Origin of the sequence: Tabrizicola sp. (assembly GCF_030694085.1) — a bacterium.
GTDB lineage: Bacteria > Pseudomonadota > Alphaproteobacteria > Rhodobacterales > Rhodobacteraceae > Tabrizicola.
Genome location: NZ_JAUXZE010000056.1, coordinates 178,505 through 191,608, shown reverse-complemented (window position 1 = coordinate 191,608; position 13,104 = coordinate 178,505). Strand labels below are relative to the sequence as shown.

Below are 13,104 nucleotides of genomic sequence, written 5' to 3'. Positions count from 1 at the left end.
TAGGACCCCATGTCCGCATTGAACATCAAGAAGGGCTCGACCAGCCATTCCGCCTATGACCTCCGCTCGGCCCTGTCCGAGGTCGAGGAGAGCCACACCCTTGCTGTCATCGTCGAGAACGAACCCGGCGTCCTGGCCCGGGTCATCGGCCTGTTCTCGGGGCGCGGCTACAACATCGACAGCCTGACTGTGGCCGAGGTCGACCACACCGGCCACCGCAGCCGCATCACCATCGTCACCCGTGGCACCCCGGCGGTCATCGATCAGATCGAGGCGCAGCTGAAGCGCATGGTTCCGGTCCACGAGGTCCAGGACCTGACCGCCGAAGGCCCGTCCGTCCAGCGCGAACTGGCACTGGTCAAGGTCAAGGGCCACGGCGACCACCGGATCGAGGCCCTGCGCCTGGCCGAGATCTTCCGCGCCAATGTCGTTGACTCCACGCTGGAAAGCTTTGTCTTCGAGATGACCGGCACGCCCGAGAAGATCGACGCCTTCGCCGACCTGATGCGCCCCCTGGGCCTGGTCGAGATCGCCCGCACCGGCGTCGCGGGGTTGAAGCGCGGAGTGTAGAACCCCTAGCTGTTCCGCGCCGGGTAAAGGTAGTCGCGCGTCATCGGCACGGTGCCGCGCGCCTTGGCCAGTTGCAGCTGGTGGATTACCAGACGCCCTTCGGCAAAGCCCATCTCGGCCGACTGGAGATAATAGCGCCACATCCGCACAAAACGGTCGTCCTGAAGCTGCAGGACGCGGTCCAGATTGGCATCGAACCGCTTCAGCCATTCCTGCAGCGTGCGCTCATAGTGCCCACGCCACACCTCCAGATCCGACAGGATCATCCCGGTCCTTTCAACCGCCCGCATCGCCTCGGAGATCGTCGGGCAATAGGCGCCCGGGAAGATGTATTTGTTGAACCACGGCGAGATCGTGTCGGGCGGAGACCAGCGCCCGATGTAGTGGATCAGTGCCACCCCCTCCTGCGGCATCAGGTCGGCGACTTTCTGGAAATAGGTCCGCAGATGCGGCAGGCCCACATGCTCCATCATGCCCACCGACACGACACGGTCATAGGTTTCGGTCACGCTTCGGTAGTCCTGCAGACGGAACTGGACCTGGCCCTCCAGACCCGCGTCCCGGGCCCGGCGTCGCGCCTCCTGCAGTTGAACTTCGGACAGCGTGATCCCCGTCACCTCGACGCCGTGGTCGCGGGCCAAGTCCAGCGCCAGCGTCCCGAAGCCGCAGCCGATGTCCAGAACCCGCATCCCCGGACGCAGCAGAAGCTTGCCGCCGATATGTGCCATCTTGGCGGCCTGCGCCTCCTCCAGCGTCATCTCGGGACGCCGGAAATAGGCGCAGGTGTATTGCTTGGTCTCGCCAAGAAACAGGTCGTAAAGCCGGGGCGAGATGTCGTAGTGATGCGCCACGTTCCGCCGTGCGACGCCGATGTGGTTCCAGATCGCCCAGGACTTCGCCTGCTTCCAGGCCGCCAGGGCCTGTGGCAGGGGCGGCGGCAGCTTGCGGCCACGTGCATTGCGCAAGGCAAAGGTCAGAAAGCTGCGCACATCGTCGCCGCGCAGGGTCAGACGACCGTCCATATAGGCCTCGCCCATCGCAAGGTCGGGGCGCAGCAGCAACTTTCGCGGCAGGTCGGGGTCGTGCAGGGTGACGCTGGTTTCGGGCGGTCCGCCCGGCCCGAAGACCCGGGTCGAGCCATCGGCAAAAGTCAGTTCCATCCGACCCGTCCGCACGCCAAGGCGCAGCAGCGCCGCCAATGTCTGGTTCCACATGTCCGCCCACCCCCGTTGCAGAAACCCGAAGAGCCTAACGCAAAGGGTGGAAAACGGTTCCCAGTGTGCCTGCTAGCGTCCCTGAAAGACCGCAGGGCGCTTTCCCAGGAAGGCGGCGACACCTTCGCGGAAGTCGGCGCTGGCGCCGCACTGGCCCTGCAGGCGGGCCTCGATCGCAAGTTGCTGGTCCAGGCTCTGATCGAACGCCCCGCGCAACGCCTGCTTCAAGGCGGCATAGGCGCCTGTCGGACCCTGGGCCAGCTTCGCAGCGCGGGCCGCAACAACGTCGGCGAAGCGGTCGTCTGGCACCGCCTCCCAGATCATCCCCCAGCCCTCGGCCTGCCGCGCGGTGACCGGCTCGGCCAACAGCGCCGCTCCCATCGCCCGTTGCAGCCCGACCCGCCGCGGCAGGAAACTGGTGCCCCCGGCATCGGGGATCAGGCCGATCCGGGTGAATGCCTGCAGAAAGACCGCGCTTTCGCAGGCTATGACCAGATCGCAGGCCAGCGCCAGATTCGCCCCTGCCCCCACCGCCGCCCCATTGACCGCCGCAATGACCGGGACCGGAGCCTCGGTGATCGCGCGGATCATCGGCACGTATTCGTCGTTCAGGATCGCCTCGAACCCGGCTGCCTCCAACCCCTCGGCATCGGTGAGGTCCTGACCCGAGCAGAAGCCGCGCCCGGACCCGGTCAGCACGATGACCCGCGCGCCGTGGCCCGCGCGCAAAGCCGCCAGAAGCTGAAGCCGCATCTCTCGGTTCAGGGCATTCATCACCTCGGGCCGGTTCAGCGTGATGCGATGCACCCCGCCTTCGACCTTTACCGTCACCAGTTCCGTCATCCGCCCCTCCCTCATCTGCGGCCAGAGTAGCGAGACCGCGCGCAAGGCCAAGCCGAACGCCGCGTCACGGGCCTAAGGCCAGGCGTAGGGTGGGCGATATCGCCCCACCTACTCTTTGAGGATTTCTTTCAGCCGCGTCTCTTCCTCGGCTGACATCTCCACCTCGGATGCGACGCGCCTGCGACCCGCTGCCAGCGCCACGGCGATCCCGGCCAGCAAGAGCGCAGGCCCGGCCAGCCATAGGACCAGATTCGCCCCCTCGGCCGACGGGTTGAACAGCACCCCCTCGCCATAGCGCGCGACGATGTAGTCGACGACCTCGGCATCGGTATCGCCCGCGACCAGCCGTTCGCGGATGATCAGCCGCAGATCCCGGCTGATCGGCGCATTGCTGTCGTCGATGGTCTCGCCCTGGCAGACCGGGCAGCGGATGTCGCGACTGATCTCGCGGGCGCGGGACTCCAGGACCGGGTCGGTCAGCATCTCGTCCGGCTGCACCGCCCAGGCGGGGGTCACCGCCAGGAACAGGACAAGGGCGTAGGGTGGGCAATCTGCCCACCACCGCTTCAGAAAGGCGCTCATTCCGCCGGCACCCCGGCTGGAACCTTGCGCGCCCCCGCTGCCACCCGGTACCGCCGGTCCGACAGGCTGAGAAGCCCGCCAAGCGCCATCAGGATGCAGCCGCCCCACAGCCAGTTGGCGAAGGGCTCGATATAGCTGCGCACCGCCCAGCCGCCGCTGGTCTGCCGGTCGCCGAGAACCAGGTAGATGTCGCGCAGGAAGCCATAGTCGATCGCGGCTTCGGTCGTCGGCATCTGCGCCACCGGATAGATCCGCTTTTCGGGGTTCAGGACCGCCACGACCGCCCCGCCTCGCGTCACGGTCATCCAGCCCATCGTGGAGGTGTAGTTCGGCCCCTGCACCTCCTCGACCTTGTCCAGCCTCACCTCGTACCGACCAAGGGGGAAGGTCTCACCCTCCTGCACGACGCGGATATCCTCGATCTTCCAGGACATCATCGCCGAGACGGCGAAGATCGTGATCCCCAGCCCGAAATGCGCCGTAGCCTTGCCCCAGTCCGCCCGCGGGAGCCGTCCCAGCCGGGCAAAGCGCGCGGCCAGACCCTCGCGCCCGGTCCGGGCCCAGATGTCGGCCATCGCGCCGAAGCCGACCCAGGCCCCCAGCATCAGGCCCACCGGCCCCAACGCCGTGCGCCCGGTCTGCATGGCAAAGGCCAGAGCCCCCAGCGCCAGTGCCAGCACCATCACGGGAATAAGCCCGCGCAAGCTGCGCCCGATGTCGCCCCGCTTCCAGGCCAGCATCGCCCCCGGTGGCAGGATCAATGCCAGCCCAATCATGAAGGGCGAGAAGGCGGCGTTGAAGAAGGGCTCACCCACTGAAAGGTCGCGCCCTAGCAACATTGATCCCACAAGCGGCCAGATTGTCCCGATGAACACGACAAACGCTGCGACAGTCAGCAAGATGTTGTTCGCCACCAACGCGCTTTCGCGGCTGACCAGGCTGAACACCCCCCGCGCCTCCATCGACCCCGCCCGCAACGCAAACAGGATCAGCGCGCCCCCGGTGAAAAAGGCCAGGATCATCAGGATGAACACCCCCCGCTCGGGGTCGTTGGCGAAGGCATGTACCGACGTGATGACCCCCGACCGCACGATAAAGGTCCCGATCAGGCTGAACCCGAAGGCCATGATCGCCAGCAGGATTGTCCAGGCCTTCAGGCTTTCTCGCTTTTCCACGACGATGGAAGAATGGAGCAGCGCTGCCGCCAGAAGCCAGGGCATGAAGCTTGCGTTCTCGACCGGGTCCCAGAACCAGAAGCCACCCCAGCCAAGCTCGTAATAGGCCCACCACGACCCCAGCGCGATGCCGATGGTCAGGAAGACCCAGGCCGCCAGCGTCCAGGGCCGCACCCAGCGGCCCCAGGCGGCATCAACGCGACCCTCGATCAGCGCGGCCACGGCAAAGCTGAAGGCCATGCTCAGGCCGACATAACCAAGATAAAGGAACGGCGGATGAAAGGCCAATCCGGGGTCCTGCAGCAGCGGGTTCAGGTCCTGCCCGTCCAAAGGCGGCATCGCGAGCCGCCAGAACGGGTTCGAGGTCAGAAGCAGGAACAACAGGAACGCCACCCCGATCATTCCCTGCACCGCCAGCACCCGCGCCTTCAGCCGCGACGGCAGGTTGCCGCCGAACCCCGCCACCGCCGCCCCGTAGACCGCCAGGATCAGCACCCACAGCAGCAAGGACCCCTCATGGTTTCCCCAGACCCCCGAAACCTTGTACAGCATCGGCTTCAGCGTGTGCGAGTTGGACACCACCACCGCCAAGGAAAAGTCCGAGACGACGAAGGCCCAGGTCAACGCCGCGAATGACCCCGCAACCAGCCCCATCTGCAGGAGCGCCGCCGGACCCGCCAGCGCCATCAGCCGCGCGTCGCCCCGGTGCGCGCCCCACAAGGGCAGCGTGGACTGCACCAGCGCCACCATCAGCGCCAGGATCAGCGCGAAATGCCCAAGTTCGACGATCATCAGCCTCTCCCGTGGTTGTCTCCAATGATAGGCGCTGCGGCCTCCGGGGGAAAGCCCTGCGCCCTTCCGCCGCGCCAAGGCTGCACTGTGCCCGCGCATCCCCGCCGATCCCGCCGAATTGTCCGTTGCCACCGGCAGTCCGGCCCCGCTACACCGGACCAAAGCGCCCGACCAGTGGAGACCGCCATGCCCAAGACCATCCTGATCGGCGCCCCCATCGACTCGGGCCAGAAGCGCCCCGGCTGCCTGATGGGCCCCGCCGCCTACCGTGTCGCCGGGATCGCCCGCGAGGTCAGCGCCGAGGGCCACGGGGTCGAAGATTGGGGCGACCTTGTCCTGCCTGAGCTGAAGCCGGTCACCTGCGCCAACCCTGTCGTGCACGATCTACCGGAAACCGTCGGCTGGGCCGAGATCCTGATGGACCGCGTCGATGATGCGCTATCGCAGGGCGGTTTCCCGATCATCATGGGCGGCGATCATTCGCTGGCGCTTGGGTCCGCCGCCGGGGCCGCCGCCTTTGCCGCACGGCAGGGCCGACCGCTGTTCCTCCTTTGGCTCGACGCCCATTCCGACTTCCACACCCCATTGACCACCACTTCGGGCAACCTGCACGGCACACCTTTGGCCTATATCGCCGGGCGCGACGGGTTTGACGCCTTCCCTCCCTTCCCGGCCCCTGTGCCCGCCCACCGGATCTGCATGTTCGGCATCCGCTCGGTCGATCCGGCCGAACAGGCCGCAATGCTGGAGCGGGACATCTTCATCAATGACATGCGGGTCATCGACGAACGCGGCCTTGTGGCCCCGTTGCGCGAGTTCCTGGACCTTGTCCGGCACGAAGGCGGCATGCTGCATGTCAGCCTGGACGTCGACTTCCTCGACCCCGCCATCGCCCCTGCCGTCGGCACCACGGTTCCGGGTGGAGCCACCTTCCGCGAGGCGCATCTGGTGATGGAGTTGCTGCACGAAAGCGGCCTTGTCACCTCGTTGGATCTGGTCGAGTTGAACCCGTTCCTCGATGATCGCGGGATGACTGCCCGACTGATGGTCGACCTCGTCGGGTCCCTGATGGGAAAAAAGGTATTCGACCGTCCGACACGGTCGAAGTGATAAGGTCAGCTGCAAGTCATTGATCGCGTGGAAAATATTATCACGTATATACAATATGTATATACGCTGTAGCTACGCTGGCGACAAACAGCGCCAGTATCCTGCGATTGTTTCCGCTCCCCAACTCCACAACCGGAAACAAATTGCCTTTGGCGTCACGACTGTTTCCAGTCAGTGCAAGTTGAACTCACCCACTACATTCCGCCATTCTCCTGGCGCAATCAATTTGCGATGGGTGAAACGCACCGAATGAAGCGGCCCTTCGATCTTTTCCTGCCAGAACTCGATGAACTGGAACATCTTCGGATAGTCCGGCGCCAGATCATACTCCTGCCAGATGAAGCTATTCAGAACACTGCGATAATCCGGCATCCGGTAATACAGTTCTGCCGTGGTAAGCCCGTAGCCCTTCAGCATCAGTTCCGTCTCGCGTCCGACCATTGCAACCGTCCTTTCTGGTGGCCCATGACGAAATCATGACAGGCCTCCCTTAAAAATCAATGAAAACAGTATGTTGTCACTCACCCTCAATGGCTGCCACTTGCGTGCACCCTGCCATTGCACCCCATAGCTAGGATGGTGTATCTTCCCACCTGCTAAATCTTGATCTTGCAAGGAAGGCGCGCGCCCTCATGGCCGATACCCCGGAAGACACTGATAAAAAAGAAGAAAGCCCGGAGCGTCCCACTTGGCACGGCCCTCAGGTCGACATCGCCGCCGAGATGAAGACCGCCTACCTTGACTACGCGATGAGCGTGATCGTCTCCCGCGCGATCCCTGACCTGCGCGACGGGCTGAAACCCGTCCACCGCCGCATCCTCTTTGCGATGCAGGAATCGGGCAACACCCATGACAAGGCCTACCGCAAGTCAGCCCGCCCGGTTGGCGACACGATGGGAAAATACCACCCTCACGGCGACAGTGCGATCTATGACGCGTTGGTGCGGATGGCGCAGCCCTTCTCGATGTCGCTGCCGCTTCTGGACGGCCAGGGCAACTTTGGTTCGATGGACGGCGATAATGCGGCGGCCATGCGCTACACCGAAGTCAGGATGGACAAGCCCGCCGCTTTCCTTCTTGCCGACATCGACAAGGAAACGGTCGATTTCCAGGACAACTACGACGGCAAGGACAAGGAACCCACCGTCCTTCCCGCCCGCTTCCCGAACATGCTGGTCAACGGTGCGGGCGGCATCGCCGTCGGCATGGCCACGAACATTCCGCCGCACAATCTGGGCGAAGTGATCGACGGCACACTGGCGCTGATCGAGAACCCGGACATCAGCATGGAACAGCTGATGGAAATCATCCCTGCACCCGACTTCCCGACCGGCGGCCAGATCCTGGGACGCTCTGGCGCGCGGAAGGCCTATCTGGAGGGGCGTGGTTCGGTCATCATCCGCTCCAAGACCCACATCGAGGAATTGCGCAAGGACCGCTGGGCCATCGTCATCGACGAGATCCCCTATCAGGTCAACAAGGCCACGATGATCGAGAAGATCGCCGAACTGGTCCGCGAAAAGCGGGTCGAGGGGATCTCGAACATCGCCGACGAATCCGACCGGATCGGCGTCCGCGTGGTGATCGAGCTCAAGCGCGATGCGACGCCGGACGTGGTGCTGAACCAGTTGTTCCGCTTTTCGGCGATGCAGGTCTCGTTCGGCTGCAACATGCTGGCCCTGAATGGCGGCCGCCCCGAGCAGTTGACGCTGCGAGATTTCCTTAGCTATTTCATTACTTTCCGCGAAGAAGTTGTAGCGCGCCGCACGGCCTATGAACTCCGCAAGGCCCGCGAACGCAGCCATGTTCTTTGCGGTCTTGCCGTCGCCGTGTCGAACGTTGATGAAGTCGTCGCCACGATCCGCGCCTCGGCAACCCCTGCCGATGCGCGCGAGCAGTTGATGACCCGGCGCTGGCCGGCGCACGAGATCGTGCCGTATATACGCCTGATCGACGACCCTTCGCACCCTATCAACGAGGACGGGACCTACAACCTTTCCGAAGTCCAGGCCCGCGCGATCCTGGACCTGCAACTGCAACGTCTTACGCAGCTTGGCGTGAAGACGATCACCGACGAGCTGGAACAGCTGGCCGCCAAGATCAAGGACTACCTCGACATCCTTGGCTCCCGAGACCGGATCATGGCGATCATCTCGGACGAACTCCGCGAGGTCAAAGCCCTGTTTGCCGTGCCCCGCCGCACCGAGATCACCGACTGGTCCGGTGACATGGAAGACGAGGACCTGATCGAGCGCGAGGATATGGTCGTGACCATCACCTCGGGCGGCTACATCAAGCGCACCCCCCTGGCCGAGTTCCGCGCCCAGAACCGGGGTGGCAAGGGCCTGTCGTCGATGCAGACCAAGGACGACGATGTCGTGACGACACTTTTCGTCGCGAATACGCATACTTGGCTCTTGTTCTTCACCACCGACGGCATGGTCTACAAGCTGAAGACCTGGCGCCTGCCGCTGGCGGGACGCACCGCCAAAGGCAAGGCACTGGTCAACATCCTGCCGATCGATCCCGGCATCTCCATCGCCGCTCTGATGCCCGTCGACGTGCCCGAGGAAGACTGGGGCAACCTGCAGATCGTCTTTGCCACCTCGGACGGCGACGTCCGGCAGAACGACCTCTCAGACTTCACCAACGTCAAGCGGAACGGCAAGATCGCGATGAACCTGCCCGAAGGCATCACCCTGGTGAACGCCGCCATCGCCGACGACCAGGACGACATCATGCTGGTCACCGAGGCTGGCCGCGCAATCCGCTTCTCGACCACCGAGATCCGCGTCTTCAAATCCCGCGGTTCCACCGGCGTCCGCGGCATCCGCCTGGCCGAGGGCGACCACGTCGTCTCCATGTCCATCATCCGCCACTTCGAGGCCACGCCCGAGGAACGCGAAGCCTACCTCAAGCAGCGCCGCCTGATGGCCGGGATCACCGAAGAGGACACCGACGACGAGGAAGACCACGTTCCCGCCGGCCAGTTGTCCCCCGACCGCTACGCCGAGATGTCGGCGGCCGAGGATCTGATCCTGACCATCACCAAGGGCGGCTCGGGCAAGCTCTCCTCCTCCCACGATTACCCGGTCCGCGGTCGTGGCGGCATGGGCGTCAAGGCGATCTCGCCCGGGCCCCGTGGCGGCCGTATCATAGCCTCGTTCCCGGTCGAAACTTCCGACCAGATCATGCTTGCCACCTCGACCGGCCAGTCGATCCGCGTGCCGGTCGACCAGGTCAGCTTCCGCTCGCGCAGTGCTGGAGGCGTCAAGGTCTTCTCCGTGGCCGCCGATGAGGAGGTCGTCTCGGTCGCCCGCGTCGCCGACCAGGGCGATGAGGCTTGAGGCCAGGCTCGCAGCCCTCGCGGCTGCGGGCGAAACCCTGCCCTACGGCGCCCTTGCGCGGGACATGGGCCTGCGCATGGGCGAACTCACGGCGGCACTTGAGATCCTGATGGAGGAAGACGCCGCACGGGGCCGTCCCTTCCGCGCCGCAGTCTTGCGCCAACGGCTGTCGCAAGACCACCTGCCCGCCCCGGGGTTCTTCCAGAAGGCCGCCGAACTGGGGGCTGATGTCTCTGATCCCGCCGCCTTCACTGCAGATCAACGCCGTCGCCTTGTGGGTTAATTGCGCGTCAGCGCACAAAGCCCCTGCCCCGGCACGGAATTTGAACAGTTCCGCCCCCATGCAAGAACGCCTGGACCCGGCACAAGACCGGAACAAGCGTTCAAGGAATACTCATGGAACAGCTCAAGACCTACGCGCCGCTCGTCACGCGCATCTTCCTCGCCGCCGTTTTCATTCCGGCTGGCCTGGGCAAGCTTGGCGATGTCGCCGGCTTTGCCGGCTATCTGACCTCGGGCGGCCTGCCCGGCTTTCTGGCCTGGCCCTCGATCATCTTCGAAATCCTTCTGGGCGTCTCGATGCTGATCGGCTTCCAGGCCCGCTGGATGGCTCTGCTTGGCGCAGGCTTCTGCGTGCTGGCCGGGCTGCTGTATCACTTTGCGCCCGCTGACCAGATGCAGATGATCATGTTCTTCAAGAACCTCGGGATCGCCGGTGCCTTCCTGATGATCTTCGCCCACGGCCCCGGCAAGCTTGCCGTGGACAAGGCCTGAACATCCGCCGGGGGCGGGTGCTGCCCCCGGCTTTCCTTTTCCGTCAATTCGGCCTAAATCCCGGCCATGACCGAACCTCTTCACATCATCGGCGGCGGCATGGCAGGCTCAGAAGCCGCCTGGGCTGCGGCCAACCTTGGCGTCCCCGTCGTCCTGCACGAGATGCGGCCCAAGGTCGCCACCTTCGCGCACCGCACCGGCGACTTTGCCGAGATGGTCTGCTCGAACTCCTTCCGCTCGGACGACCATGAACAGAACGCCGTCGGGCTGATCCATTGGGAGATGCGCGCGGCCGGCAGTCTGGTCATGGAAATGGCCCACAATCACCGCCTGCCTGCGGGTGGCGCACTGGCCGTGGACCGCGATCCCTTCGCCGCCGCCGTGACGAAAAAGCTGAAATCACATCCGCTGATTTCCACTTCTTATGAAGAAGTTACCGAACTTCCCTCATCCGGCCACTGGATCATTGCCACCGGCCCCCTGACCAGCGCCTCCCTGGCCGAAAGCATCCGCGCAGCCACCGGGGCCGACGCTTTGGCCTTCTTCGATGCCATCGCGCCGATTGTATATACAGAGACCATCGACATGTCCGTGGCCTGGCTGCAAAGCCGCTACGACAAGGGCGAGACCGAGGATGAGCAGAAGGCCTATATCAACTGCCCGATGTCGCGCGACCAGTACGACGCCTTCATCGACGCTCTGCTGGCGGCCGAGAAGACCGAGTTTCACGAAGGCGAAACCGCGGGCTATTTCGACGGCTGCCTGCCGATCGAGGTCATGGCCGAACGTGGACGCGAGACGCTGCGCCACGGCCCGATGAAGCCAGTCGGCCTGACCAATGCGCACAAGCCGGATGAAAAGGCCTATGCCGTGGTCCAGTTGCGTCGGGACAACAAGCTGGGCACCCTGCACAACATTGTCGGCTTTCAGACCAAGATGAAATACAGCGCGCAAACCGCTGTTTTCAAGATGATTCCGGGCCTGGAGAACGCCAGCTTTGCCCGTCTTGGCGGCATCCACCGCAACACCTTCATCAACTCCCCCACGCTGCTTGACGCACAGATGCGGCTGAAATCCCGTCCGTATATACGCTTTGCCGGTCAGATCACCGGGGTCGAGGGTTATGTCGAATCTGCCGCGATGGGCCTCTTGGCAGGACGAATGGCCGCGCACGATCTTCTCGGGCACGAGATTTCTCCGCCCCCCCCGGAAACGGCAATGGGGGCACTTGTTACCCACATCACCGGCGGGGCCGACGCGAAGACCTTCCAGCCGATGAACGTCAACTTCGGTCTCTTCCCCCCCATCGACGCCAAGGGTGGTCGGAAGGGCCGGAAGGACCGCTACAAAGCCTATACCGACCGCGCCAAGGTCGCGTTCACGGCATGGCTTTCGTAACCCGCTTCGCACCTTCGCCAACCGGCCCCCTGCATCTGGGTCATGCCTATTCTGCCATCCTTGCGCATGACATGGCCCGCGCTGTCGGGGGCCGCTTCCTTCTGCGCATGGAGGATACCGACCTGGAACGATGCAGGCCCGAGTATGACGCGTTGATCCAGGAGGACCTCTCCTGGCTGGGCCTGACCTGGGATGGCCCGATCCACCGTCAGGCGCAGCATGTTTCTGGCTACAACACCCGCCTCGAAGCCCTTGAGCGCAAGGGCCTGCTTTACCCCTGTTCTTGCACCCGGTCCGATATCCGCGCAGCTCTGGCCGCCCCGCAGGAGGGTGTGGCTTTCAACGTCTACCCCGGCACCTGCCACGAACGCGGGATACACACGCGAAGACCCGGCGACGCGCTGCGTCTGAACCTGGCGGCTGCGCTGGAGGTGCTTGCGGGCACCGATCTGTCGTTCTTGGAAACCGGGCCCGCCCATGCCGGCCAGCACCGCGTCGATCCCGGTCAGGCTCAACGCCAGATCGGCGACGTTGTCCTGTCGCGCAAGGGCGAGGATATCGTGGCCTATTTCCTCGTCTCGGCCTTCGACGATGCCGACCAGGGCGTGACCCATGTCATCCGGGGCGAGGACCTGTTCGACTTCACGCCGATCCAGGTGATCCTGCAGCACCTTTTCGGTCTGCCGACGCCCACCTACCACCACCACCGCTTGATCCGGGACGATCAGGGCAAGCGGCTTGCAAAACGCGACGACTCCCGAGCCCTTCAGAAGTACCGGGCCGAGGGCGCCAAACCGTCCGATATCCGCCGCATGGTCGGATTACCAAATCCTTAACGTTCGCGAGCAAGTCTTTGTTTTAAAATGGGGGTTCAGCTTTGTCCACCGTGGACAGGCTGGATGATCTCGACCTCCTCGCCGTCCCGGATCGCTGTATAGAAGCAGGACCTGCGGTTGGTATGACAGGCCGGCCCCTCCTGTTCCACAAGGGCCAGCAGGCAATCCCGGTCGCAATCGATTCGCAGCTCGACCAGCCGCTGATGGTGGCCCGAGCTTTCCCCCTTCACCCAGAACACCCCCCGCGACCGCGACCAATAGGTCACCTTCCCCGTGTCCAGCGTCGCCGCAACCGAGGCAGCGGTCATCCAGGCCACCATCAGCACCTCACCGGAAGCAGCATCCTGCGCCACGCAGGGGATCAACCCCGCCGCATCATACTTTAGTGTGGCCGGGTCGAACTTCATGGCCTTCTCCTTGGCAGGCGGGTTCACCGGGTTTACATACGGGGTCAGCCAGGCAA

Annotated in this window: 13 protein-coding genes; 7 read left to right on the top strand and 6 right to left on the bottom strand. The window is 64.2% G+C overall.

The genetic code is table 11. From position 1 onward, the window contains the following. The first annotated feature begins 9 nt into the window (after positions 1 to 9). Positions 10 to 570, top strand: a complete 561-nt coding sequence (gene ilvN, locus Q8M85_RS14520; RefSeq protein WP_305545867.1) for an acetolactate synthase small subunit — start codon at positions 10 to 12, stop codon at positions 568 to 570. A 5-nt stretch (positions 571 to 575) separates the two neighbouring features. Here ilvN and Q8M85_RS14515 read toward each other — a convergent pair whose 3' ends face one another. The 4 genes from Q8M85_RS14515 to Q8M85_RS14500 form a co-directional block, all read right to left on the bottom strand. Further along, a complete protein-coding gene (locus Q8M85_RS14515) occupies positions 576 to 1,784 on the bottom strand; it encodes a cyclopropane-fatty-acyl-phospholipid synthase family protein (protein WP_305545865.1) in 1,209 nt (402 codons plus the stop codon). Positions 1,785 to 1,856: 72 nt separating this feature from the next. Further along, positions 1,857 to 2,627 carry an enoyl-CoA hydratase-related protein gene (locus Q8M85_RS14510; protein ID WP_305545863.1) on the bottom strand — a complete coding sequence of 257 codons (771 nt, stop codon included), beginning with the start codon at positions 2,625 to 2,627 and terminating at the stop codon, positions 1,857 to 1,859. Between the two features lie 108 nt (positions 2,628 to 2,735). Next, positions 2,736 to 3,209 (bottom strand): cytochrome c-type biogenesis protein, encoded by a 474-nt coding sequence (locus Q8M85_RS14505; RefSeq protein ID WP_305545861.1) that lies wholly within the window; start codon positions 3,207 to 3,209, stop codon positions 2,736 to 2,738. Next, positions 3,206 to 5,176 carry a heme lyase CcmF/NrfE family subunit gene (locus Q8M85_RS14500; RefSeq protein WP_305545859.1) on the bottom strand — a complete coding sequence of 657 codons (1,971 nt, stop codon included), beginning with the start codon at positions 5,174 to 5,176 and terminating at the stop codon, positions 3,206 to 3,208. The genes Q8M85_RS14505 and Q8M85_RS14500 overlap by 4 nt, the downstream gene beginning before the upstream one ends. Before the next feature lie 186 nt (positions 5,177 to 5,362). On the opposite strand from Q8M85_RS14500, the gene rocF reads away from it, so the two are divergent. After that, on the top strand, positions 5,363 to 6,286 hold the full coding sequence (gene rocF / locus Q8M85_RS14495) for an arginase (RefSeq protein ID WP_305545857.1): 924 nt from the start codon (positions 5,363 to 5,365) through the stop codon (positions 6,284 to 6,286). Between the two features lie 171 nt (positions 6,287 to 6,457). Here rocF and Q8M85_RS14490 read toward each other — a convergent pair whose 3' ends face one another. Beyond that, a complete protein-coding gene (locus Q8M85_RS14490; RefSeq protein ID WP_305545855.1) occupies positions 6,458 to 6,727 on the bottom strand; it encodes an usg protein in 270 nt (89 codons plus the stop codon). A 191-nt stretch (positions 6,728 to 6,918) separates the two neighbouring features. Between Q8M85_RS14490 and gyrA the strand changes: the two genes are divergently transcribed. From gyrA to gluQRS, 5 genes are all read left to right on the top strand, one after another. Next, entirely contained in the window at positions 6,919 to 9,633 is a 2,715-nt protein-coding gene (gene gyrA / locus Q8M85_RS14485) for a DNA gyrase subunit A (protein ID WP_305545852.1), read from the top strand. Then, entirely contained in the window at positions 9,623 to 9,916 is a 294-nt protein-coding gene (locus tag Q8M85_RS14480; RefSeq protein ID WP_305545850.1) for a hypothetical protein, read from the top strand. Before gyrA ends, Q8M85_RS14480 begins: the two co-directional genes overlap by 11 nt. Positions 9,917 to 10,029: 113 nt before the next feature. Further along, the gene (locus tag Q8M85_RS14475; RefSeq protein WP_305545848.1) at positions 10,030 to 10,407 is read left to right on the top strand and encodes a DoxX family protein; all 378 of its coding nucleotides are present in this window, start codon (positions 10,030 to 10,032) and stop codon (positions 10,405 to 10,407) included. 66 nt (positions 10,408 to 10,473) lie between these two features. Continuing rightward, positions 10,474 to 11,805 carry a methylenetetrahydrofolate--tRNA-(uracil(54)-C(5))-methyltransferase (FADH(2)-oxidizing) TrmFO gene (trmFO, locus tag Q8M85_RS14470; protein WP_305545846.1) on the top strand — a complete coding sequence of 444 codons (1,332 nt, stop codon included), beginning with the start codon at positions 10,474 to 10,476 and terminating at the stop codon, positions 11,803 to 11,805. After that, complete coding sequence (gene gluQRS, locus Q8M85_RS14465; RefSeq protein WP_305545844.1) at positions 11,793 to 12,641, top strand: tRNA glutamyl-Q(34) synthetase GluQRS; 849 nt, start codon at positions 11,793 to 11,795, stop codon at positions 12,639 to 12,641. The genes trmFO and gluQRS overlap by 13 nt, the downstream gene beginning before the upstream one ends. 35 nt (positions 12,642 to 12,676) lie before the next feature. Here gluQRS and hisI read toward each other — a convergent pair whose 3' ends face one another. After that, positions 12,677 to 13,048, bottom strand: a complete 372-nt coding sequence (gene hisI / locus Q8M85_RS14460) for a phosphoribosyl-AMP cyclohydrolase (protein ID WP_305545842.1) — start codon at positions 13,046 to 13,048, stop codon at positions 12,677 to 12,679. Positions 13,049 to 13,104: the final 56 nt, after the last annotated feature.